Here is a 20,636-nt window from a genome sequence, read left to right on the forward strand (position 1 = left end):
GTGGTTAACGTTCGATCAACAAGGCTAATGGAAGAGATCCAGTGACTTGTGATGGCCAATTGTATACAATACGACGGTGCATGTGAAGCGGCGTGGATGACCCGGCGATGCGCATCCTGATCATAGGCGGCGGCGTGGTCGGGCGCACATTGGCGCTCGCGTTGGCGCGGCGCGGCGCGGCGGTAACGTTGCTGGATCAGCAGGCCGGCGTGCCCGCCGCGTCCTGGGGCAACGCCGGGCATATCGCCACCGAGCAGGTCGAGCCGCTCGCCTCGCCCGCCACGTTGGTCGGTGTCCCGCGGCGGCTGTTCTGGCGCGGCGGGCCGCTGAGCCTGCCGCCCGCGCAGGCGCGCGACTGGCTGCCGTTCGCGCTGCGGTTGGCCTGGGCGTCGCGGCCGCCGCAGCATCGCCGCGGTCGCGCCGCGCTGGGTGCGCTGCTCGCCGAGGCGCTGCCGGCGTGGCAGCGGCTCGCCGGCACGCTGGGCGACGCGGCGCTGGTGCGCGCGAACGGTCATCTCGTCGCCTGGGAGAGCGATGCCAGCGCCGCGCGCGGTCGCGCGGCGTGGCGGGCGGCGGACACCGGCACCGCGACGGTCCACGCCGTCGACGCCGCGACGCTGGCGCGCGTGCGCGCGCTCGCGCCGGGAGTGGCGGACGCGATCCGCTTCGCCGGCAGCGCGCAGGTGAGCGACCTCGACCGGCTTGCCGCCGCGCTCGACGCTGCGCTCGACGCCGCCGGGGTAGCGCGCGCGACCGGCCAGGCGACGCTCGAGCGCGTCGGCGACCGGGTCGCGGTGCCCGGCCATGCCGCGGACCATGTGGTGGTCGCCGCGGGGGTCGGCTCGCGCGCGCTGATGGCCGCGGCGGGCGAGCGCGCGCCGCTGATCGCCGAGCGCGGCTATCACGTCCGCGCCGCCGCCCATGGCTGGCCCGCCGACCTGCCGCCGCTCGTCTTCGAGGACCGGTCGATCATCGCCACGCGCTACGCCGATCGAGTCCAGCTCGCCGGCTTCGTCGAGTTCGGGCGCGCCGCCGCGCCGCCCGATCCGCGCAAGTGGCAGCGGCTCGAGGCGCATGCCGCCGCGCTCGGTCTGCCGCTCGCCGCGCCGTTCGAGCGCTGGATGGGCGCACGCCCCACCTTGCCCGACTATCTCCCCGCGATCGGCCGCTCGACCCGTGCCGCCAACCTGTACTATTCGTTCGGCCACCAGCATCTCGGCCTGACGCTCGCGCCGGTCACCGCGGAGCTGCTGGCCGATATCATCGCGGGCGCGGCGCCGGCGATCGATCTCACGCCCTACGCCCTCCGCCGTTTCGGGACGCTCGCATGACCATCGGCACCTCCGACCTCGCCACCGAGCTCGCCGCGATCCGCCCCGCGCCGCTTGTGCCGCCGATCGGCACGGCCGAGCATCTCGCGCGGCTCGATCGCGCGCGCGCGCTGGCGGGCGCGCTCGGCGTCGACGCGCTGCTGGTCGGCGCCGGTGCCAGCCTGCGCTACTTCGCCGGGGTGAGCTGGGGCGCGACCGAGCGGATGGTGGCGCTGCTGCTGCCGGTCAGCGGCGACCCGCTGATGATCTGCCCGGCATTCGAGCAGGGCTCACTCGCCGCCGAGCTGGCGATCCCCGCCGCGACGGCGCTGTGGGAGGAGGACGAGGATCCCGTCGCGCTGGTGGCGCGCGCGCTCGCGCCGGGAGCGCGGCTCGCGCTCGACCCGCTGCTGCCGTTCGGTTGGGGCGAGAAGCTGCGGGGGGCCGGACTGGCGGTGAGCGACGGCGCGGCGGTGATCGACCGCTGCCGCATGGTCAAGTCCGCCGCCGAGCTTGCCTGTCTGGCCGCCGCGAAGGCGATGACGCTGGAGGTTCAGCGCCGCGCCGCCGCGATCCTGCGTCCCGGGATCGCGGCGAGCGAGGTGAAGCGCTTCATCGACTCGGCGCACCAGGCGATCGGTGGCGGTGGCTCGTTTTTCTGCGCGGTGCAGTTCGGCGAGGCGACCGCCTACCCGCACGGCCTGCCGGGAGACCAGCTGCTCGAAGAGGACCAGTTGGTGCTGGTCGACACCGGCTGCCGCGTTCACGGTTACCACTCCGACATCACGCGTACCTACGCCTTCGGCCGCGTCGCGCCCGAGGTGCACGAGACCTTCGCCGTCGAGCGCGAGGCGCAGGCCGCGGCCTTCGCGGCGGTGCGGCCCGGCGTGGCGTGCGAGGCGATCGATGCCGCGGCGCGCGCGGTGCTGGAGCGCGCCGGCTACGGACCTGGCTATCGGCTGCCCGGCCTGGGGCACCGCACCGGGCACGGCATCGGCCTGTCGATCCACGAGCCGGCCTATCTGGTGCGCGGCGACCAGACGCCGCTGGAGCCGGGCATGTGTTTCTCCAACGAGCCGATGATCGTCGTGCCCGAGCGCTATGGCGTGCGGCTGGAGGACCATTTCCGCGTCACCGCGGAGGGCGCGGCCTGGTTCACCCCGCCGCAGGAGTCGCTCGAGCGGCCGTTCGGCTGACGTCGGGCGGCGCTTCGAGACGACGCTTCGACAAGCCCAGCCTCTCCTCAGCGCGAATGAAGCGGCGAGCCCGCACCCGTCCTAAGCCAGATCCTCCACGCGCGGGATGATGGTGCGCTCCACCGCCTCGTAATAGATTTCGATCGTGTCCTCGCTCGGGTCGCGCAGACGTGCTCGGACCTTCTCGACCGGCGAGACGGTGATGACGCCGAGATCGAGCACCGGCGCGAATGCCGGGCGGCCGCCGCCGAGCAGGCCGAGGAAGCCGCGCTTGCCCGACGTCGCGGGCGTGTCGCGCCAGCGGCCGCCGAGCTGGCGGCGGATCACCTCGCCGACATAGCAACCGGCCTCGGCGGCGACGCTCGCGGCCTTGCCCTTCGCCTGCCGCCGCGCGTCGAGCAGGCGATCGACCACCGCCAGGCTGTCGACCGAGTAATCGAGCGGCTCGCCCCGGTGCGCCGCCGCGTACCGTTCCGCCAGCCGCGCTACGTCCCCCATCGTCATCACCCCGTCCCTCGTCGCATCAGCGCTCATTATAGGCGCGGCGCACGCGAGGTCGGGCGGCGCGTCACACCAGCACGTCGGCGGCGACCCGGATCACGCGCTCGACCCGCGCACCGGTCGCCGCTTCCTCGTTGGAGAAGCCGTCGCGCAGTGCGAGCGCGCCGAAGTCGAGCCCGGTGGCGCGCTCCACCGCGGCGACCGAGCGCTGATAGGTCTTGTACAGCCCGAAGATCAGCTCGACGCGGCCGAGGTCGACGTCATGGTCGATCATATAGGCGGTCGCGGACGGCGTGCCGTCGTCGTGGACGAAGGCGATCACCTTCCAATAGGCCAGCGGGATGGCGACGCCGCGATAGACCGGGTCGTCGGCGCGAAACACCGGGCCGGTGAACACGCTGGCGCGCTCGTGCTGGCGCCGCGTATTGCCGAGTACCAGGTCTTCCAGCCCGAGCCAGGTCTGCTGGTTGTAGGCGGAGAGCTGCGGCGCGCAATTGGTGAAGTGGAACGTGTCGCGGTTGGCGGTGGCGGCGTCGGCGCCCCAGTTGGGGTCCTCGCGGCGCACCAGATGGCCGCGGTCGAAGTCATTGTCGGCGTACAGCTCCTTGCCGACCTGCGCGGCGGCGGGGAGGCGGCCGTCGAGCGCCCAGGGATCGCCGCCGCGCGGCACCGACACGCTCTGCGCGCCGTCGAGGTTGGCGGCGGTGAACAGCGCGAGGCGCCGGCTGGCGGAAAGAACGAGCGAGAAGTGCGTGTAATCGAGCCGGCCGTCGTCGCGCCCGGGCACCGCGCGCACGTCGCTGCGCACGCCGGCGGTGGAGGGCAGCGCCACCGCGAAGTCAGGGAGATGCGCGGGGTCGTAGCCGGCGCGGCCGGCGAAGTCGCTCGCCGGAGTGGTGCGCGCCAGCGCGGGGGCGAGCGTCGGCGCGGACGGCGCAGGCAAGGAGGCGGGCACGAGCGGGCGCAGGTCACGCAGGCGGGGGCGGTAGGACGAGATCGGCACGGTCGGTCTCCTGCGCTGAGGGGCGGACCGACCCGGTATAGCGATTTGCGTGACGGCACCGCGACGGTGTCGGACCGCGCCGTGGCGCCTTGCCGAGCTGTCGGCGCGGCGTCGCCGGCGGGTCCGGACGATCCCGTCGGCGCGCTGTCGACGCGTCTCGCCGGTACGCCCCTCGAGAGGAGCGCACCGGCCACGATCATCCCCGCACGAACGCGAGCAGGTCGGCGTTGAGCACCTCATGGTTCACGGTCAGCATGCCATGCGAGTAGCCCGGATAGATCTTCAGCGTCGCCTGGGGCAGCAGCTCGGCCGAGAGTAGGCCGGCGTTCCGGTAGGGGACGATCTGGTCGTCGTCGCCGTGCAGCACCAATGTCGGCACCGTGATCGCGCGCAGGTCGTCGGTCTGGTCGGTCTCGGAAAAGGCCTTGATGCCCTCGTAATGCGCCTGGGCGCTGCCCATCATCCCCTGGCGCCACCAATTGTCGACTACCGCGGGCTTGGCCTCGGCGCCGTCGCGGTTGAAGCCGTAGAAGGGACCGGCGGGCAGGTCGCGGTAGAAGGAGGCGCGGTCGGCGGCGAGCGCGGCGCGCAACCCGTCGAACACCTCGATCGGCAACCCGCCGGGATAAAGCTCGGTCTTGACCATGATCGGCGGCACCGCGCTGACCAGCACCGCCTTGGCGACGCGGCCCTGCGGCAGGCCGTGGCGCGCGACATAGGCGGCGACCTCGCCGCCCCCGGTCGAGTGACCGATATGGATCGCGTTGCGCAGGTCGAGGTGCTCGGCGACCGCGGCGGCGTCGGCGGCATAGGTGGCCATGTCATGGCCGTGATCGACCTGCGCCGAGCGGCCGTGGCCGCGGCGGTCGTGCGCGATCACGCGATAGCCCTGCGCCAGGAAGAACAGCATCTGATTGTCCCAGTCGTCGGACGACAGCGGCCAGCCGTGGTGGAACATGATCGGCTGCGCGTCCTTCGGGCCCCAGTCCTTGAAGAAGATCTCGGTACCGTCCTGCGTGGTGATCGTCGGCATGGCTCGCTCCCTGTCTCGTGACTGTCGCCGGAAGGCGTCCGGCAATCAGAGGGTTACGCCAGCGAATCGAGTCGGGGGAGCGCGATAAGGTCGCGCTATCCGTTCGAGAAAATCGAACAGGAGCGGCTGGCGGACGATCGGGCAAGGCTCGCGGACGAAGCGGTTACCGTTGCCGCGCCGGCGCCGCCATCTCGGGCGCGAACCCGAACTGGAGGCACGATCCATGACTTTCCCCACCGCGCTCACCGATTATCGCCTGCTCGGCCGCTCGGGCCTGCGCGTCGCGCCGCTCGCGCTCGGCACCATGACCTTCGGCGCCGACTGGGGCTGGGGCGCCGAGGAGGCGGAGGCGCGCCGCATCCTCGACCTCTACCTCGACCGCGGCGGCAATCTGATCGACACCGCGGTGAACTACACCAACGGCGAGTCGGAGCGGCTGCTCGGCCGCTTCCTGCGCGGCCGGCGCGAGCGCGCGGTGCTCGCCACCAAGTTCACCATGGCGCGCGATCCGGCGGACCCCAATTCGGGCGGCAACCACCGTCTCAACCTGGTGCGCTCGGTCGAGGCGAGCCTGCGCCAGCTCGACACCGACCGGATCGACCTGCTCTACCTCCACGCCTGGGACTTCACCACCGGGTCCGACGAGGTGCTGCGCGCGCTCGACGATCTCGTCCGGGCGGGCAAGCTGGTCTATATCGGCCTGTGCAACACGCCGGCGTGGCGCGTGGCGCAGCTGCAGACGATCGCCGACCTGCGCGGCTGGTCGCCGCTGGTGGCGCTGCAGATCGAGTACAGCCTGGTCGAGCGCACCGTCGAGCACGAGCTGATGCCGATGGCGGAGGCGCTCGGGCTGGGCGTACTGCCCTGGTCGCCGCTCGGCGGCGGCATTCTCACCGGCAAGTACACGCGCGCCGACCTCTCCGACGAGAATGGCGCCGACGTCGCCGCGACGCGCAAGGGCGTGATCGCCTCGACCGGGCACCTCAACGAGCGCTCGCTCGCGATCGCCGAGGTGGTTGGCGCGGTGGCGGCGGAGACCGGGGCGTCGCGCTCGCAGGTTGCGCTCGCCTGGACGCTGCGCCACCCCGCGGTCACCGCCCCGGTGATGGGCGCACGGACGCTGGCGCAGGCCGAGGACAATCTCGGTGCGCTGGCGGTAGTGCTCGACGACGACCAGCTCGCGCGGCTCGACGCGGCGAGCCGGCCGGCGCCGATCTTCCCCGAGCGGTTCATCGGCCGGCCGATGGCGCAGCAGCTGATCTTCGGCGCGCACCCGGTGGCGATGCGGCGCTGAGCCGCGGCGGCGCGCTCAACCAGCCGCGGCGGCGGCGCGCAGCCGCCCGGCGTCGGCGGCGGGGGGCGCGCCGAACAGCCGCGCATAGTCGCGGCTGAACTGCGACGGGCTTTCATAGCCGACGCGATAGCCCGCGCTCGCCGCCTCGATCGCCTCGCTCAGCATCAGCCGCCGCGCCTCCTGCAGCCGCAGCCGGGTGCGGAAGGCGAGCGGGCTCAGTCCTGTCACCGCCTTGAAGTGATGGTGGAAGGCCGAGCGACTGAGCGCCGCCACCGCGGCCGCCTGGTCGACTGGGCAGCGCTCGCGATAATGGTCGCGGATCCAGCGGATGGCGCGGCCGATCTGGCTCAGCCGCGTGTCCGCTTGCGCGAGCTGGCGCAGCGCCGCTCCCTCGGGCGCGGCGAGCAGGCGATAGTGGATCTCGCGCCGCACCAGCGGCGCCAGCGCGGCGGCGTCGGCGGGCGTGTCGAGCAGCGCGACCAGTCGAGTGGCGGCGTCGAGCAGCGCGGGCGCGGTGATGCCGAGCGTCAGGCCCGGCGGCGCGACGACGTCGCCGCCCGGGATGCCGGGGTGGTCGAGCGCCAGCTCGGCGAGCTCGCGCGGGTCCAGGTCGAGCTGGAGGCTGAGATAGGGCGCCTCCCGCGACGCCGCGGTCACCGCGCCGACCACGGGCAGGCCGACCGAGGCGATCAGATGGTGCGCCGGATCATAGTCGTAGACCGCGGTGCCGAGCAGCGCGCGCTTGCGCCCCTGCGGGACGAAGCAGACGGTCGGCTCGTACACCACCGGCATCGGCAGCGTCGGCGTCGAGGCGCGGATCAGCGTCACGCCGGGGATGGCGGTGGCGACGGTGCCGTCCGCCGGCAGGTGCCGCGCGATCGCGCGCGCGAGCGGCTCGTTGTGGGTCATCGCTGCTCCGTGATCGTACGCGCCGATCGCCGCAAGCCGCGGACGCCGCCGCCGCGACGATCGGGCACGATTCGCGGCGGATCCGCGTCAGCCGAGCGCGCGGACATGGTCGACGAAGGCGCGCAGCGGCGGCGGGACGAGGCGGCGGCTCGAGTAATAAAGGAAGGGTCCCGGAAAGCTCGGCCACCAGTCGGCCAGCACCGGCTCCAGCGCGCCGGCGGCGAGCGCGGGGGCGAGCCACTCCTCGAAGAGGTAGACGATGCCGCCGCCGCCGCCCGCGGCCTCGACCAGCAGGTCGGCGGCGCCCGCGACCCGCGCGATCAGCCGCGCGCGCGGTTCGATCCGCACCGCCTCCCCGTCGCGCTCGAACTCCCACGGGCTCGCCAGCGCGCCACTGGAGAAACGGCCGACCAGGCCATCATGGTCGAGCAGCGCGCGCGGGTGTGCGGGCCGGCCGCGGCGGTCGAGATAGGCGGGCGCGGCGGCGGCCGCGAAGCGCTGCACGCGCGGTCCGATCGGCACCGCGATCATGTCCTGCTCCAGCCGTTCGTCGTAGCGGATGCCGGCGTCGGCGCCGGAGGCGAGGATGTCGACGAACGAATCCTCGGCGTCGATCTCGACGCGGATGTCGGGATAGGCGGCGAGGAAGCCGGGCAGGATCGCGGGCAGCACGAGCTTGGCCGCGCTCACCGGCACGTTGAGCCGTAATAGGCCGGTGGGCCGCTCGCGCAGCTCGTCGACCGAGCCGAGCGCCGCGGCGACCGAGTCGAGCGCGGGCGCGAGCCGCTCCAGCAGCCGCGCCCCCGCCTCGGTCGGCGCGACGCTGCGCGTGGTGCGATGGAGCAGCCGCAGGCCGACTCGAGCCTCCAGCCGGCGCAGTGCCTCGCTCAGCGTCGAGGCGCTGCGCCCGGTCACCCGCGCGGCGTCGCGAAAGCCGCGTGCGCGCGCCACCGCGACAAAGGCCTCGAGGTCGGAGAGATCGGCGTCCATCGTTCGGGTTCCCGCACGGGTCGTCCCGATTCTTCCGGCTAATCGGCACAATCGCAAGCGCCTATCTGCACTCGCACGAACAAGGAGACGCAGCATGGACGTGAAGATGACCTACAGGCTCGGCGATCGCGACGTGCGCCGGCTCGGCTACGGCGCGATGCAGCTCGCCGGCCCCGGCGTGTTCGGCCCGCCGCGCGACCGTGACGCCGCGCTGGCGGTGCTGCGCGCCGCGGTCGCCGCCGGGGTCGATCATATCGACACCAGCGACTTCTACGGGCCGCACGTCACCAACCAGCTGATCCGCGAGGCGCTGTCGCCCTATCCCGAGAGGCTGACGATCGTCACCAAGGTGGGCGCGGTGCGCGGGCCGGAGGGGTCGTGGGACCCGGCGCAGTCCCCCGCCGCGCTGCGCGCCGCGGTCCACGACAATCTCCGCAACCTCGGGCTGGAGCAGCTCGCGATCGTCAACTTCCGCGTCCACGACGGCAGCCACGGCCGCAGCGAGGGCTCGATCGCCGAGGGCTATGGCGCGCTGGCGGCGATGCGCGAGGAGGGGCTGATCCGCCATTTGGGGATCAGCAACGCCACCGCCGCGCAGGTGGAGGAGGCACACGCGATCGCGCCGCTGGCGTGCGTGCAGAACATGTACAATCTCGCGCATCGCGAGGACGACGCACTGATCGACCGACTCGCGGTCGACGGCGTCGCCTATGTGCCCTTCTTCCCGCTGGGGGGTTTCAGCCCGCTCCAGTCGGGCGCGCTCGACGCGGTCGCGGCGCGCCTGGGCGCGACGCCGATGCAGGTGGCGCTGGCGTGGTTGCTTCACCGCTCGCCCAACATCCTGCTGATCCCCGGCACCTCGTCGGTGGCGCACCTGCGCGAAAATCTCGCGGCGGCGGAGGTCGTGCTCGACGCGGCGGCGCTGGACGCGCTCGACACGATCGGCGCGACGCGGTGAGCGCAGGCGGCGCCGCGCCGCGCCATGGTCAAGCGCGGCGCGGCAGGGCATAGCGCCGGCGCCATGACCGATTCCGCGCTGGCGCTCTACGTCCACTGGCCGTTCTGCGTCTCGAAATGCCCCTATTGCGACTTCAACAGCCACGTCCGCGCCGCGGTCGACCAGGCGGCGTGGCGCGACGCGCTGCTCGCCGACCTCGCGCATGAGGCGGCGGCGCTGCCGGGGCGGCGGCTCGGCTCGATCTTCTTCGGCGGCGGCACGCCCTCGCTGATGCCGCCCGCCACGGTCGCGGCGGTGATCGACGCCGCCACCGCCGCCTGGGCGCCGCTGCCCGAGCTCGAGGTGACGCTCGAGGCCAATCCCTCCTCGGTCGAGGCGGCGCGCTTCGCTGATCTCGCCGTCGCGGGAGTGAACCGCGTGTCGCTCGGGTTGCAGGCACTCGACGCCGCCGCGCTGCAGTTCCTCGGCCGCGCGCACGACGTCGCCGAAGCGCTCGGCGCGCTCGACGTCGCGCAGCGCCATTTCGCGCGGGTGAGCACCGACCTGATCTATGCCCGGCCCGACCAATCGCTCGCCGCCTGGGAGCGCGAGCTGGCGCAGGCGCTGGGCTTCGGTACCGAGCATCTGTCGCTCTACCAGCTCACGATCGAACCCGGCACGCGCTTTCACACCGAGGCGGCGGCGGGGCGGCTGATCATCCCCGACGGCGACGCCGCCGCCGATCTGTTCGAGGCGACCCGCGCGATCACCGCCGCCGCGGGTCTGCCCGCCTATGAGGTGTCGAACCACGCCCGGCCGGGCGCGGAGAGCCGCCACAATCTCGCTTACTGGCGCTACCGCGACTATGCCGGCGTCGGGCCCGGCGCGCACGGCCGGCGGCAGGCGAGCGCGACGCAACGCCACCGCAAGCCCGAGAACTGGCTCGGCGCGGTCGCGCGCAACGGCCACGGCCTCGTCACCGAGGAGCCGCTCGCGCCCGAGGCGCGCGCGCGCGAGGCGCTGCTGATGGGGCTGCGGCTCGCCGAGGGGGTCGACCTGGCGCGGGTGGCGCGAGTGACGGGGCTGGCGGTCGAGGTGATCGTGGACGACGACGCGATCGCCGCGCTTCCGGGGTTGATCGCGCGCGACGGCGAGCGGCTGCGCGTCACCGACGCGGGCGTCCTGCTGCTCGACTCGATCCTGCCGCGCGTGGTGCGCTGAGGCAGGGCGCGGCGCTCCCTCCCCTTCAGGGGAGGGCTGGGGTGAGTCGGTTCCGCGGGACGTTCGCTCTCGATAACAGATGCGGCGCTCGCGGTAGGCCCCCACCCCCGACCCCTCCCCTGAAGGGGAGGGGAGTCACTCGCCCAGTCCGACCTTCGACGCCAGCCACGCCGCCGCCGCTTCCGGCGACTTCTTGTCGGTGTCGCGGTCGACCAGGTAATTGGCCGAGCGCATCGCCGCCACCGGGATGCGCCCTACCAAGGGCGCCAGCGCCGCCCGGAAGCGCGCGTCGTCGCGCCGCGCCGGCGCCAGCAGCAGCACCGCGTCATAGGAGGGGATCGCGCCGCGCGGGTCGCTCAGCACAATCAGATGCTCCGCCGCGATCCGTCCGTCCGACGAGAAGGCGCTGATCACGTCGGCGCGTCCGCTTGCCAGCGCGCGGTACATGAAGGTCGGGCTGTACGGCGTCGTCGCGGCGAAGCGCAAAGGATAAGCGGCCTGGATCGCGGCCCATTCCGGCCGGTCGAGGAATTCGAGGTCGGCGCCGAGCCGCAGCCTCGGCGCCGCCGCGACCAGATCGTCGAGCGAGGCGATGCCGCGCCCGCGCGCATCGGCGCCGCGCATCGCGAAGGCGTAGGCGTTCTCGAAGCCGAGCGTCCCCAGCAAGGTGACGCCGCGCGACCGCTCGGTCCAGCGCGCCAGCTCGGCCACCAGCCGGGCGCGCGGCGGGGTGTCGCGCCGCGCCATCGCGCCGGTCCATAACGTGCCGGCATAGTCGACGTAGACGTCGACCGCGCCGCTCGCCACCGCGCCGAACGCCACCGCCGAGCCGAGCCCGTCGCGGTAGGTCACGCTATACCCTGCCCGCTCCAGCCGCGCGCCGATCAGCCGCGCCAGGATATATTGCTCGGAAAAGTTCTTGGCGCCGACCACCACCGTTCGCCCGCCGTCGCCACCGCCGCGCCACAGCGGCGTGCTTGCGGCCGCGCCGGCGGCGACCAGCAGCGCCAGTGCCGCCGCCATGCGCCGCCACTGCCGCCGCCCCGCCGCCCGCTCGGCAAAGCCCAGCAGCGCGTCCACCGCCAGCGCCAGCGCCGCCGCGCCGACACAGCCCGCCATCACCAACGTCCAGGCCTGAGTCTGCAATCCCGCGAAGATGAGATCGCCCAGGCTCGGCTGGCCCACAGTGGTCGACAGCGTCGCCGCGCCGATCGTCCATACCGCGGCGGTACGCACCCCCGCCATCGCCACGGGCAGCACCAGCGGCGCCTCGACCCAGCGCAGCTTCTGCGCCGCGGTCATGCCGATCCCGTCCGCGGCGGTCAGCAGCGCGCGGTCGATCCCGGCGAGCCCGGTGACGAGGTTTCGCACGATCGGCAGCAGCGCATAGAGCGTCAGCGCGAGCAGTGCCGGCAGGAAGCCGAGCGCGGGGATGCCGCCGCCGACCAAAGCCGAGAGCCACAGCAAGGCGGGGTAGAAGAGCGCGAGCAGCGCGAGGCTGGGGACGGTCTGCACCAGGCTGGCGAAGCCCAGCACCGCCGCGCCGAGGTAGCGTCGCCGCGCCGCGAGCAGCCCGAGCGGCAGCGCGACGGCGAGCGCGAGCAGCAGCGCGGCGAGCGCGAGCAGCAGGTGCTGCGCCGCCAGCGCGGGGACGCGCGCGAGTGCCTCGCTCATGCCCCGTCCCCAGCCTGGCCGCCGTGCGCGAGCGCGGCGAGCCGCTCGGCCTGTGCGCGCGGCACCGCGACCAGCGCCGCGGCGCGTTCGCCGCCCGCGCCGGCGAGCAGCGCCGCGGGCGTCTCGTCGGCAACGACGCGGCCATGCTCCATTACCAGCACGCGGTCGGCGGCGAGAAGCGCCTCGGCCATGTCGTGGGTGACCATCACCGTCGTCAGCGCGAGGTCGCGGTGCAGCCGCGCGACCGAGTCCATCAGCGCCTCGCGCGTGACCGGATCGAGCGCGCCGAACGGCTCGTCCATCAGCAGCAGCCGCGGCCCGGTGACGAGCGCGCGTGCGACGCCGACGCGCTGGCGCTGCCCGCCCGAAAGCTCGGCGGGCAGGCGAGTCGCGAGCGTCGCGGGCAGGTCGACCAACGCGAGCATCGCTGCGACGCGATCGTCGTCGTGCCGGCCGATGACGCGCAGCGGTAACGCGACATTCTCCGCCACGCTGAGGTGCGGGAACAGCCCGACTTCCTGGAAGACATAGCCGATCCGCCGGCGCAGCACGTGCGGCGGCCCGTCCGCGACGTCGACGCCGTCGAGCGTGATGCGACCCACGCTCGGCACCACCAGCCGGTTGATCGTCTTGAGCAGCGTCGACTTGCCCGAGCCCGACGCGCCCACCAGCGCCACCAGACTACCCGGCGCGATCGTCAGCGAGACGTCGTCTACCGCGACGGTGCCGTCGGCATAGACCTTGGCGACGCGCTCGAACGCGATCGCCGGGCCGCTCGCCGGCAGGGGCAGCTTTTGTGCTGGCATCACGCGCGACGATGCGGGAAGCCTGCGCGACTAACAAGCGTCAAGACGTGGGAGAGCAGGATGAGGGCGATACTCGTCACCGGCGGCGGCTCGGGGATCGGTCGCGCGGTGGCGCAGCGCTTCGCCGCCGAGGGCTGGCGCGTCGGGCTCGCCGACATCGACCAGCGCGGGCTCGCCGCGACCGCCGCGCTGCTGCCGCGCGATCGCACCAGCACGCACCAGATGGACGTGCGCGACCCGGCCGAGTGGGAGCATGTGCTCGCCGACTTCGCCGCGATCAGCGACGGACGGCTGGACGTGCTGTTCAACAACGCCGGCGTGGCGGCGGGCGGCGCGTTCGGCGAGATCGGGATAGAGGCGCTGGACCGCGTGATCGACGTCAACTTCCGCGGCGTCGCCTATGGGGCGCGGCTGGCCTATCCGTACCTGCGCGCGACCGCGGGGTCGTGCCTGCTCAACACCGCCTCGGCCTCGGCGATCTACGGCTCGTCCGGGCTCGCCGCTTATTCGGCGACCAAATTCGCGGTGCGCGGGCTGACCGAGGCGCTCGACGGCGAATGGGCGCGCGAGGGCATCCGCGTGCGCTCGCTGATGCCGGGCTTTATCGACACCGCGCTGCTGTCCGCGCCGGTCGCGGGCTCGAACCGCACCGCGCGCGAGGCGGTGGTGGCGGCCGGGCTCGAGTTCACCCCGGTCGAGGTGGTCGCGGACCAGGCCTGGGCGGCGGTGCAGGGGGACCGGCTCCACACGCTGGTCGGCCCGACCGCGAAGCGGCTCGCCCTCGCGGCGCGCTGGCTGCCGGGGCGGCTGCGCAGGTCGATGCGGCGGCGGGTGATGGGGTAAATCCTCCCCGCTTGCGCGGAGGTGGTGGAGGGGGCTCGCCGCGGACGCACCGGCTCGCCCGCGGAGAGCCCTACCGACCGCGCTGAGGCGCTGCCACCTCCCGGCGAGCGGGGAGGATCTCGGCCTACCCGCCCAATATCGCGTCGATCGCGGTCGCCAGCTCGATGTCGCGCCCGGACAGGCCACCGGCGTCATGGGTGGTGAGCAAGATCTCAACCCGGTTCCACACATTGCTCCACTCGGGATGATGGTCGGCGCGCTCCGCCAGCAGCGCCACCTGGGTCATGAAGCCGAACGCCTCGGCGAAGTCGGTGAAGACGATCGTGCGCGTGATCGCGTCGCGCGCGTCGTCATAGTCCCACTCGGGCAGGCCATCGAGCGCGTCGGCGCGCTCGGCCTCACTGAGTTGTTCGATGCCCGCCATGTCGCGCTCCTCTCGCCGCCCACGCCGCTTGCCGCGGCCCGAGCGCGAGCGGTATGGCCCGGGGAATGAACGAGCAAGAGCCGATGGGCGCGGCACCCTCCGCGGACGCGATCGAGGCGCACGCGCGCGCGGTGATCGCGCGCCTGCCCGAGGCCTTCCGTCGCCATCTCGGCGACGTGGTGCTGCTGGTCGAGGAAGAGGCCGACGCCGAGACGCTCGCGGCGCTGGAGATCGCCCACCCGCTCGACCTCACCGGAATTTATCACGGCCGCCCGATCGGCGAGAAGAGCGCCTTCGACAGCGCCGCGCTGCCCGACCGCATCCACCTCTACCGCCAAGCGATTTTGGCCGAATGGTGCGAGACCGGGGTGCGGCTCGACGAGCTCGTCGCGCACGTCACCATCCACGAGATCGGCCATCACTTCGGCCTCAGCGACGACGACATGCACGCGCTGGAAGAGGCGGTGGCGGATTGACGCTGCTGGCGGCGCGCGGGCTGGCGGTGGCGCGCGGCGGGCGCTGGCTCGCCGAGGGCATCGAGCTGACGCTGGAGCGCGGCGGAGCGGCGCTGGTCACCGGCCCGAACGGCGCGGGCAAATCGTCGCTGCTGCGCGTGCTCGCGGGGCTGCTCGCGCCCGCCGCGGGGACGGTGGCGCGCGGCGGGCGCGTGGCGTGGATGGGGGAGGCCGCCGCGCTCGATCCCGAGCGCGCGCTCGCCGAGGCGCTACGCTTCTGGGCGGCGCAGGACGACGTGCCGGCGGCGGAGACGAGGGTCGCCGCCGCGCTGTCGGCGGTGGCGCTCGACGATCTCGCCGACGTGCCGGTCCGGCTGCTGTCCACCGGCCAGCGTCGCCGCGCCGCGCTGGCGCGCGTGGTCGCCTCGGGGGCCGAGCTGTGGCTGCTCGACGAGCCGGCGAGCGGGCTCGACGCGGCCGCGGTCGCGCGGCTCGCGCTGCTGCTGGAGGGGCATCGCGGCGCCGGCGGTGCGGCGGTGGTGACGACGCACCAGCCGCTCGCGCTGCCGGACGCGATCGAGGTGGCGCTGTGACCGCGTTGATTTGGCGCGACGTGCGTCGGTATTATGCGGGCGGCGGCGCGACGTTGTTGGTGAGCTTCTTCCTGCTGGTCGCGACCTTGTTCCCCTTCGCGATCGGCCCCGACGCGACGCTGCTGGCGCGGGTCGGCGGCGGGGTGATCTGGGCCGCGGCGCTGCTCGCCGCGCTGCTGCCGGTCGAGCGGCTGGTCGCGCCCGACCTCGATTCCGGGGTGATCGACCAGCTCATCGTGCGCGGCCGGACGCCGGTGACGATCGCGCTGGCCAAGGTGGTGGCGCATTGGCTGGCGTTCGCGCCGCCGCTGCTGTTCGCGACCTTGGTGGCGGCGGCCCTGCTCGATCTCTCGGCGGCGCAGCTGCTGCTGGTGCTCGCCGGGCTCGCGCTCGGGACGCCGGGGCTTGCCGCGCTGGCGGTGGCGACCGCGGCGCTCACCGCGGGAGTGCGCGGTGCTGGCGCAGTGGCGGGGCTGGTAATGCTGCCGCTCGCGGTGCCGCTGCTGATCTTCGGCGCAGGCACGCTGACGGGCGGGGGCGGCGGGCTCGAATTGCTCGCCGCGACCAGCCTGGTGCTGCTGGTCGGCACGCCGATAGCCGCGGGCGCGGCGATCCGTGCGGCGCTCGAGTGACGGTGATCCCGGCGTAGCACGTGCGGCGACGCGCCGTTCTTCGTGCTCCCGCTCACAGGGGAGCCCGAAGCGCCAAGGCGTCGCGGATCATCCTTCCGATTGACCCGGGGTCCCCATGCCCGCGAGACCTCAGCGAAACCGCTTGAACGCCGTCGGCACGGCCCTGAGCCGGGGGCATGGTGCCGTATAAACAACGGCCTGGGCGCACGCGACACCGCGGCGACCGCCCGGCGATCAAAGGAGCGCCACCCAATCCCGATTGAGCGGGCGCCGCGGCTCCCGGTATTACACCCGATGCGCCCGCCGCGGCGTGCCGCCGCCCCGCTACACTCGCCACGGGGACATGACACGACTCGTGTGACGTAAAAATGGGGGCAGTAACGGTGCGTAGGCTCACGGCATCCTTTCTTTTCGGCATCGCGGCGCTCGCGGGCACGCCCGCCGCGGCGGCGACGCTCGTCGGCAGCGTGCCCGGTGCGCCCGATCCGGGCGCCAGCGGCGTGCTGACGCTGGACTTCGAGGGCGCGCTGCCCACCGGGATCGCCTTCGCCGCGGGCAGCACCTATCAGATTCTCCAGGGCTTCCAGCCCAAGCAGGGCTATGCCCCCGCCGGCGACCTGACGCGTTACCTGTCGGTGCCGGGCGGCGGCGCGGCGGGATCGGCGACGCTCGACTTCACCGACTATGTCGGCGCGGCGCTGGGCGACTTCAGCTTCTACTGGGGCTCGATCGACCGCGCCAACGAACTGATCGTCGAGACCAGCGCGGGCGTGCTCAGCGTGCTGGGCAGCGACCTGATCACGCGCGGCTACGGCAGCGAGACCTCGGCAACGGGCAACCGCCGTGTCGCGATCGCGCTGGCCGCGGGCGAGACGCTGCGCCGCCTGACCTTCAGCTCGCCGACCTCCTTCGAGCTCGACGACATCGTCTTCCAGCAGGCCGCCGCGGCAGCGGTGCCCGAGCCGGGGACGTGGATGACGATGATCGCCGGGCTGGGCCTCGTCGGCGCGATGCTGCGGCGCCGCGTGCGTCGCGGCACCGCGGCCTGAGCCGCGCGCGATGGGCGCGCTGCCGCTCGTCGCGATCGAGCCCGCGCCCGTGGCGCGCACCGCCGCGGTGCGCGGTGGGGCCGCGCTGGCACGGCGCGCCGCGGTGGCGCTGGGCACGGGAACGCTGCTGCTCGGGCTATTCGGGCGGATCATGGCCTTCCCGCTCGGCCACGACGAGCAGGGCCATGTCGCCGCGGCACGGCTGGTGTTCCGCGCGCCGCTGTACCAGACGCTTGGCTACAACCACTTTCCCGGCCTGCCGCTGCTGCTCGGCGGCCTCTACGCGCTGACCGGCGCTGACCATCTGCTGCTGGTCGGGCGGCTGCTGGTCGCGGCCAGCTGGATCGCCACCGCCGCGCTGCTGTGGATCATTGCGCGCACGCATGTCGCGGCGCCGCGCGAGCGCCGCGCCGTTGCGCTGTTCGCCGGGCTTGCGCTGGCGAGCGGCGGCCTGTTCGACCCCGCGGGCATGCTCGTCACCAACAACTTCCTGCCGGTGCCGTTCGCTCTGCTCGGGCTGCACCTGCTGATCCTCGGGTTGTTGCGTGGGCGGCCCGCACCGGCGACCATCGCGGCGGCGGGGTGCAGCCTCGCGCTGGCGGTGATGATGAAGGTGGCGTTCGTCTTCGTCCTGCCTTGCGCCGGAATCGCCGCGCTGCTGGTGCGGGGCGAGTCGCTGTCTCTCGCCGAGCGGTGGCGCACGGTGGTGATCCCTCTGGTGCTCGGCGGGCTGGTCGGCGGCACGCCGCTGCTGGTCTATCTCGCGCGCGAGCCCGAGGGGCTGCTGGCGCACACGATCCGCTATTTCACCGGGCCGCACCGCGCCTATTGGCAGCAGGCGACCGAGCCCAAGGTGATGACTCTGGCGGGCAAGATCATGGTCGCCGACCAAGTGTGGCTCGGCGCCGGCGGCGCGCTCGCGCTGCTGCTGATCGCGCTGTTCGTCGCGGCGGCGTGGCGCGGGCAGCGCGAGCGCGGCGCGCCGGCCTGGCCGCTCGTGCTGTGCGGCGCGCTGGCGCTGTCGGGCGCGGCGCTGTCGTTCCTGCCGACCCCGGCGTTCCCGCAATATTACCTCCCGCCGCTGCCGTTCGTGGCGGCGGCGGTGATCCTCGCCTACGCCGCGGTGCCCGTCGAGGCGCGCGCCGCCGCGACCGCGGCACTGTGGGCCGGGGCGGCGATCTGCCTCGTCCTGCTCGCGCCGCGGCTGCTCGCGGGCGTGCCCGAGGCGCTGCAGCCGGCGCGCTGGGCCGGGGTGCAGGTCCATGCCGACGGCGAGCGGCTGCGCGCGCTGGTCGGCGGCAGCGCCGCGCCGGTCGCGACGCTGGCGCCGATCCTGCCGCTCGAGGGCGGGCTGACGATCTACCCCGAGTTTGCCAACGGGCCGTTCGTCTATCGGCTTGCACCCTATCTCGCGCCGGCGGATCGCCGCTGGTTCACCACCGCCGCGCCCGCGACGCTCGATGACTTCCTCGCCACGCGATCGCCGAGCGCGATCGTGACCGGCTGGGAGCCGCCGTTCGACCCCGCGTTCGAGCGCTACGCACTGGCGCATGGCTACCGCGCCGCGGCGTTGGCGACCGCCCGTGCCCACGCCTTCGTCGCACCGGGAGAGGAGAAGTGACGATGCGCGCTGTCCTGACGTCGCTCGCGGGCAGCGGCGCGCGGTTCGCCAGCGTCGGCGCGATCGCGACGCTGCTCGACGCCTGCCTGTTCCTGCTGCTCGCCGAGCTCGGCACCGATCCGGGGCTGAGCAACGTCGTGTCCTACGCGGTCGCCGCGCTGTTGAATTTCTGGCTCAACCGCGAGTGGACCTTCGCCGCGCGCGAGGGCGCCGTGCTGGCGCAGGCGCTGCGCTTCGCGATCATGGTGCTGATCGGGCTGACGCTGAGCACCGCGATCGTCGCCGAGGCGTCGCTGCTGATGGCGCCCGCCTTTGCCAAATTGCTCGCGATCGCCGCGGTGCTGCCGGTCAACTATACCGTGGCGCGACTGCTGGTGTTCCACCGCCCCGCGCGCGCGGCGCTGGCCGAGCCGCGTGCGGCGCGGCGGCGGTGACGCAGCCGTGCGCGAGTCACGCCGCGCTGTCGATGCCGAGCTCGCCGAGCTTGCGGTAGAGCGTCGAGCGCCCGATGCCGAGCCGCCGCGCCACTTCGGTCATGCGGCCGCGATAGTGCGTGATCGCGAGCCGGATGAGGTCGGCTTCGATCTCCTCGATCGTGCGCAGGTGCCCGTCGGACCGGAACAAGGGCACGCCCGCCGTCTCGCCGCCGCGGTTCGCCGCGCGCGGGCCGCGTTGGCCCAGCGCCGCGATCTGCGGGAAGTCGGCGCGGGTCAGCGTGTCGCCGTCGCACTGCACCGCGGCGCGGAACAGCGCGTCCTGCAATTGCCGCACGTTGTGCGGCCAGTCGTAGGTCATCAGCAGCATCACCGCGTCGTCGCTGATCGCGAGCTCGCGCAACCCCGGCTGGGTCGCGATTCGCTCGAGCAGGTGGCGCGTCAGCGCGGGGATGTCGCCGGCACGCTCGCGCAGCGGCGGGATCACCACCGACACGGCGTTGAGGCGATAGTAGAGGTCCTCGCGGAAGCGCCCGGCGGCGACCTCGTCGAGCAGGCGCTTGTTGGTGGCGGCGATCACGCGCACGTCGACCGCGCGCGCGTGGCGCCCGCCGAGCGGCAGCACCTCGCCCGACTGGAGCGCGGCGAGCAGCCGGCGCTGCGCGTCGAGCGGCAGGTGATCGACTTCGTCGAGGAAGAGCGTGCCGCCATCGGCCTCGACCATGCGGCCGGTCTTGCGCTGGAATGCGCCGGGGAAGGCGCCCTCCTCGTGGCCGAACAACGCACTCTCGATCTGATTGGCGGGGATTGCGCCGCAGTTGAGCGTGATCCGCGGCGCCTCCGCGCGCGGACTGGCGGCGTGGATCGCCTCGGCGACGACTTCCTTGCCGACGCCGCTCTCGCCCTCGATCAGCACGGGCACGCGCGCGCGCGCCGCCTTGGCGGCGATGGTGAGCGCGGCGCGGAACTCGGGCGCGGTGCCGATGATCTCGTCGAAGCCCAGCATTGCCGGGATCTTCTCCGTCAGCGGGCGAAGCTCGCCCGCGGCGGTCGCGGCGACGGCGCGGTCGAGCGCCTGGAGCAGCCGCTCGGGCGCGAGCGGCTTGGCGAGATAGTCCGTCGCGCCGGCGCGCATCGCGTCCACCGCCTGCGCCACCGATGCCTGCGCCGTGAGCATCAGGATCGGCAGCTGCGCGCGATAGCCGCGCAGCTCGCCGATCAGCTCGGCCGGCTCCCAGCCAGCGCTGCCCGGATCGAGCAGGATTGCGTCGAGCTGCATGCCGTCGGGCGTGGCGAGCGTCGCCACCGCCGCGGCGGGATCGTCCGCGAACACGATTCGCCACCCGCCGCGCGCGGCAAGCGTCGCGATCACGCGACGCTGTGCCGCGTCCTCGTCGATCAGCATCAGCAGACGTTGTCCGTTACGCGTCATGTCTGGCCTATCGTCCCGTGGCTCCCTGCCTATCGCCTAACCGCTGTGAGTAAAGGCGGGCTTAAGCCGCAACGGTGATATTGCCTCCGCCGGACCGCGCCTCTACGCTGCCGACGACGATAGTCAGAAATATGAGGAAAAGATGGCGGAGAGTGGCGCGGGGCGCGGCGACATCAAGGCGCACGAGGCGACCTATTTCGGCATGATCGGCTGGCTGAAGTATGGCGCGATCGCCTGTTTCCTCCTCGCCTTCCTCGTCATCTGGCTGATCGCGTAGTC

The 20,636-nt window shown here is 73.2% G+C and carries 22 protein-coding genes; 13 read left to right on the top strand and 9 right to left on the bottom strand.

Features of this window, described 5'->3' with window-relative positions:
• The first annotated feature begins 107 nt into the window (after positions 1 to 107).
• On the top strand, positions 108 to 1,331 hold the full coding sequence (locus QBJ89_RS16665) for an NAD(P)/FAD-dependent oxidoreductase (protein ID WP_277981597.1): 1,224 nt from the start codon (positions 108 to 110) through the stop codon (positions 1,329 to 1,331).
• Positions 1,328 to 2,506 (top strand): M24 family metallopeptidase, encoded by a 1,179-nt coding sequence (locus QBJ89_RS16670; protein ID WP_277981598.1) that lies wholly within the window; start codon positions 1,328 to 1,330, stop codon positions 2,504 to 2,506. Before QBJ89_RS16665 ends, QBJ89_RS16670 begins: the two co-directional genes overlap by 4 nt.
• Before the next feature lie 81 nt (positions 2,507 to 2,587).
• On the opposite strand, the gene QBJ89_RS16675 is transcribed toward QBJ89_RS16670, so the two are convergent.
• The 3 genes from QBJ89_RS16675 to QBJ89_RS16685 all read right to left on the bottom strand — a co-directional run bounded on the left by QBJ89_RS16675 (position 2,588) and on the right by QBJ89_RS16685 (position 5,043).
• The gene (locus QBJ89_RS16675) at positions 2,588 to 3,010 is read right to left on the bottom strand and encodes a DUF6278 family protein (RefSeq protein WP_277981599.1); all 423 of its coding nucleotides are present in this window, start codon (positions 3,008 to 3,010) and stop codon (positions 2,588 to 2,590) included.
• 64 nt (positions 3,011 to 3,074) lie between these two features.
• Complete coding sequence (locus tag QBJ89_RS16680; protein WP_277981600.1) at positions 3,075 to 4,010, bottom strand: DNA/RNA non-specific endonuclease; 936 nt, start codon at positions 4,008 to 4,010, stop codon at positions 3,075 to 3,077.
• 196 nt (positions 4,011 to 4,206) lie between these two features.
• Entirely contained in the window at positions 4,207 to 5,043 is an 837-nt protein-coding gene (locus QBJ89_RS16685) for an alpha/beta fold hydrolase (RefSeq protein WP_277981601.1), read from the bottom strand.
• A gap of 223 nt (positions 5,044 to 5,266) precedes the next feature.
• Here QBJ89_RS16685 and QBJ89_RS16690 point away from each other — a divergent pair, with 223 nt between their 5' ends.
• Positions 5,267 to 6,337, top strand: coding sequence for an aldo/keto reductase (locus tag QBJ89_RS16690; RefSeq protein WP_277981602.1), 1,071 nt, complete (start codon positions 5,267 to 5,269; stop codon positions 6,335 to 6,337).
• Positions 6,338 to 6,352: 15 nt separating this feature from the next.
• Here QBJ89_RS16690 and QBJ89_RS16695 read toward each other — a convergent pair whose 3' ends face one another.
• Positions 6,353 to 7,246 (bottom strand): AraC family transcriptional regulator, encoded by an 894-nt coding sequence (locus QBJ89_RS16695; protein WP_277981603.1) that lies wholly within the window; start codon positions 7,244 to 7,246, stop codon positions 6,353 to 6,355.
• A gap of 87 nt (positions 7,247 to 7,333) precedes the next feature.
• On the bottom strand, positions 7,334 to 8,236 hold the full coding sequence (locus QBJ89_RS16700) for a LysR family transcriptional regulator (RefSeq protein ID WP_277981604.1): 903 nt from the start codon (positions 8,234 to 8,236) through the stop codon (positions 7,334 to 7,336).
• Between the two features lie 94 nt (positions 8,237 to 8,330).
• Between QBJ89_RS16700 and QBJ89_RS16705 the strand changes: the two genes are divergently transcribed.
• Both QBJ89_RS16705 and hemW read left to right on the top strand, forming a co-directional pair.
• Positions 8,331 to 9,194 (top strand): oxidoreductase, encoded by an 864-nt coding sequence (locus QBJ89_RS16705; protein WP_277981605.1) that lies wholly within the window; start codon positions 8,331 to 8,333, stop codon positions 9,192 to 9,194.
• A 63-nt stretch (positions 9,195 to 9,257) separates the two neighbouring features.
• Positions 9,258 to 10,394, top strand: coding sequence for a radical SAM family heme chaperone HemW (gene hemW / locus QBJ89_RS16710; RefSeq protein WP_277981606.1), 1,137 nt, complete (start codon positions 9,258 to 9,260; stop codon positions 10,392 to 10,394).
• Positions 10,395 to 10,529: 135 nt separating this feature from the next.
• Here the strand turns inward: hemW and QBJ89_RS16715 are convergent, their stop codons facing one another.
• Positions 10,530 to 12,068, bottom strand: coding sequence for an ABC transporter permease/substrate-binding protein (locus QBJ89_RS16715; protein ID WP_277981607.1), 1,539 nt, complete (start codon positions 12,066 to 12,068; stop codon positions 10,530 to 10,532).
• Positions 12,065 to 12,874: an ATP-binding cassette domain-containing protein gene (locus tag QBJ89_RS16720; RefSeq protein ID WP_277981608.1), complete on the bottom strand. Its 810-nt coding sequence runs from the start codon at positions 12,872 to 12,874 to the stop codon at positions 12,065 to 12,067. Before QBJ89_RS16720 ends, QBJ89_RS16715 begins: the two co-directional genes overlap by 4 nt.
• A gap of 60 nt (positions 12,875 to 12,934) precedes the next feature.
• Here QBJ89_RS16720 and QBJ89_RS16725 point away from each other — a divergent pair, with 60 nt between their 5' ends.
• Positions 12,935 to 13,717 carry an SDR family oxidoreductase gene (locus tag QBJ89_RS16725; RefSeq protein ID WP_277981609.1) on the top strand — a complete coding sequence of 261 codons (783 nt, stop codon included), beginning with the start codon at positions 12,935 to 12,937 and terminating at the stop codon, positions 13,715 to 13,717.
• A gap of 124 nt (positions 13,718 to 13,841) precedes the next feature.
• Here QBJ89_RS16725 and QBJ89_RS16730 read toward each other — a convergent pair whose 3' ends face one another.
• Positions 13,842 to 14,141 (bottom strand): 4a-hydroxytetrahydrobiopterin dehydratase, encoded by a 300-nt coding sequence (locus QBJ89_RS16730; RefSeq protein ID WP_277981610.1) that lies wholly within the window; start codon positions 14,139 to 14,141, stop codon positions 13,842 to 13,844.
• 65 nt (positions 14,142 to 14,206) lie between these two features.
• Between QBJ89_RS16730 and QBJ89_RS16735 the strand changes: the two genes are divergently transcribed.
• The 6 genes from QBJ89_RS16735 to QBJ89_RS16760 all read left to right on the top strand — a co-directional run bounded on the left by QBJ89_RS16735 (position 14,207) and on the right by QBJ89_RS16760 (position 18,925).
• Entirely contained in the window at positions 14,207 to 14,617 is a 411-nt protein-coding gene (locus QBJ89_RS16735; protein ID WP_277981611.1) for a metallopeptidase family protein, read from the top strand.
• Positions 14,614 to 15,189, top strand: a complete 576-nt coding sequence (ccmA, locus tag QBJ89_RS16740) for a heme ABC exporter ATP-binding protein CcmA (RefSeq protein WP_277981612.1) — start codon at positions 14,614 to 14,616, stop codon at positions 15,187 to 15,189. Before QBJ89_RS16735 ends, ccmA begins: the two co-directional genes overlap by 4 nt.
• Positions 15,186 to 15,821: a heme exporter protein CcmB gene (locus QBJ89_RS16745; RefSeq protein WP_277981613.1), complete on the top strand. Its 636-nt coding sequence runs from the start codon at positions 15,186 to 15,188 to the stop codon at positions 15,819 to 15,821. Before ccmA ends, QBJ89_RS16745 begins: the two co-directional genes overlap by 4 nt.
• A 383-nt stretch (positions 15,822 to 16,204) precedes the next feature.
• Positions 16,205 to 16,870 (top strand): PEPxxWA-CTERM sorting domain-containing protein, encoded by a 666-nt coding sequence (locus QBJ89_RS16750; protein WP_277981614.1) that lies wholly within the window; start codon positions 16,205 to 16,207, stop codon positions 16,868 to 16,870.
• Positions 16,871 to 16,880: 10 nt separating this feature from the next.
• Positions 16,881 to 18,491: a hypothetical protein gene (locus tag QBJ89_RS16755; RefSeq protein ID WP_277981615.1), complete on the top strand. Its 1,611-nt coding sequence runs from the start codon at positions 16,881 to 16,883 to the stop codon at positions 18,489 to 18,491.
• A 2-nt stretch (positions 18,492 to 18,493) separates the two neighbouring features.
• Positions 18,494 to 18,925, top strand: a complete 432-nt coding sequence (locus QBJ89_RS16760) for a GtrA family protein (protein WP_277981616.1) — start codon at positions 18,494 to 18,496, stop codon at positions 18,923 to 18,925.
• Between the two features lie 16 nt (positions 18,926 to 18,941).
• Here QBJ89_RS16760 and QBJ89_RS16765 read toward each other — a convergent pair whose 3' ends face one another.
• The gene (locus QBJ89_RS16765) at positions 18,942 to 20,357 is read right to left on the bottom strand and encodes a sigma-54-dependent transcriptional regulator (protein WP_277981617.1); all 1,416 of its coding nucleotides are present in this window, start codon (positions 20,355 to 20,357) and stop codon (positions 18,942 to 18,944) included.
• A 142-nt stretch (positions 20,358 to 20,499) separates the two neighbouring features.
• Between QBJ89_RS16765 and QBJ89_RS16770 the strand changes: the two genes are divergently transcribed.
• On the top strand, positions 20,500 to 20,634 hold the full coding sequence (locus QBJ89_RS16770; RefSeq protein WP_277981618.1) for an aa3-type cytochrome c oxidase subunit IV: 135 nt from the start codon (positions 20,500 to 20,502) through the stop codon (positions 20,632 to 20,634).
• Positions 20,635 to 20,636: the final 2 nt, after the last annotated feature.

This window comes from Sphingomonas phyllosphaerae (assembly GCF_029623345.1).
Classification (GTDB): Bacteria; Pseudomonadota; Alphaproteobacteria; order Sphingomonadales; family Sphingomonadaceae; genus Sphingomonas; species Sphingomonas phyllosphaerae_C.

What these genes read in the sequence shown, in the direction of transcription:
- QBJ89_RS16665 (WP_277981597.1), top strand. Translation starts at nt 108, where the DNA reads ATGCGCATCCTGATCATAGGCGGCGGCGTGGTCGGGCGCACATTGGCG.
- QBJ89_RS16670 (WP_277981598.1), top strand. Translation starts at nt 1,328, where the DNA reads ATGACCATCGGCACCTCCGACCTCGCCACCGAGCTCGCCGCGATCCGC.
- QBJ89_RS16675 (WP_277981599.1), bottom strand. Translation starts at nt 3,010, where the DNA reads ATGACGATGGGGGACGTAGCGCGGCTGGCGGAACGGTACGCGGCGGCG.
- QBJ89_RS16685 (WP_277981601.1), bottom strand. Translation starts at nt 5,043, where the DNA reads ATGCCGACGATCACCACGCAGGACGGTACCGAGATCTTCTTCAAGGAC.
- QBJ89_RS16690 (WP_277981602.1), top strand. Translation starts at nt 5,267, where the DNA reads ATGACTTTCCCCACCGCGCTCACCGATTATCGCCTGCTCGGCCGCTCG.
- QBJ89_RS16695 (WP_277981603.1), bottom strand. Translation starts at nt 7,246, where the DNA reads ATGACCCACAACGAGCCGCTCGCGCGCGCGATCGCGCGGCACCTGCCG.
- QBJ89_RS16700 (WP_277981604.1), bottom strand. Translation starts at nt 8,236, where the DNA reads ATGGACGCCGATCTCTCCGACCTCGAGGCCTTTGTCGCGGTGGCGCGC.
- QBJ89_RS16705 (WP_277981605.1), top strand. Translation starts at nt 8,331, where the DNA reads ATGGACGTGAAGATGACCTACAGGCTCGGCGATCGCGACGTGCGCCGG.
- hemW (WP_277981606.1), top strand. Translation starts at nt 9,258, where the DNA reads ATGACCGATTCCGCGCTGGCGCTCTACGTCCACTGGCCGTTCTGCGTC.
- QBJ89_RS16715 (WP_277981607.1), bottom strand. Translation starts at nt 12,068, where the DNA reads ATGAGCGAGGCACTCGCGCGCGTCCCCGCGCTGGCGGCGCAGCACCTG.
- QBJ89_RS16720 (WP_277981608.1), bottom strand. Translation starts at nt 12,874, where the DNA reads ATGCCAGCACAAAAGCTGCCCCTGCCGGCGAGCGGCCCGGCGATCGCG.
- QBJ89_RS16725 (WP_277981609.1), top strand. Translation starts at nt 12,935, where the DNA reads ATGAGGGCGATACTCGTCACCGGCGGCGGCTCGGGGATCGGTCGCGCG.
- QBJ89_RS16730 (WP_277981610.1), bottom strand. Translation starts at nt 14,141, where the DNA reads ATGGCGGGCATCGAACAACTCAGTGAGGCCGAGCGCGCCGACGCGCTC.
- QBJ89_RS16735 (WP_277981611.1), top strand. Translation starts at nt 14,207, where the DNA reads ATGAACGAGCAAGAGCCGATGGGCGCGGCACCCTCCGCGGACGCGATC.
- QBJ89_RS16755 (WP_277981615.1), top strand. Translation starts at nt 16,881, where the DNA reads ATGGGCGCGCTGCCGCTCGTCGCGATCGAGCCCGCGCCCGTGGCGCGC.
- QBJ89_RS16760 (WP_277981616.1), top strand. Translation starts at nt 18,494, where the DNA reads ATGCGCGCTGTCCTGACGTCGCTCGCGGGCAGCGGCGCGCGGTTCGCC.
- QBJ89_RS16765 (WP_277981617.1), bottom strand. Translation starts at nt 20,357, where the DNA reads ATGACGCGTAACGGACAACGTCTGCTGATGCTGATCGACGAGGACGCG.
- QBJ89_RS16770 (WP_277981618.1), top strand. Translation starts at nt 20,500, where the DNA reads ATGGCGGAGAGTGGCGCGGGGCGCGGCGACATCAAGGCGCACGAGGCG.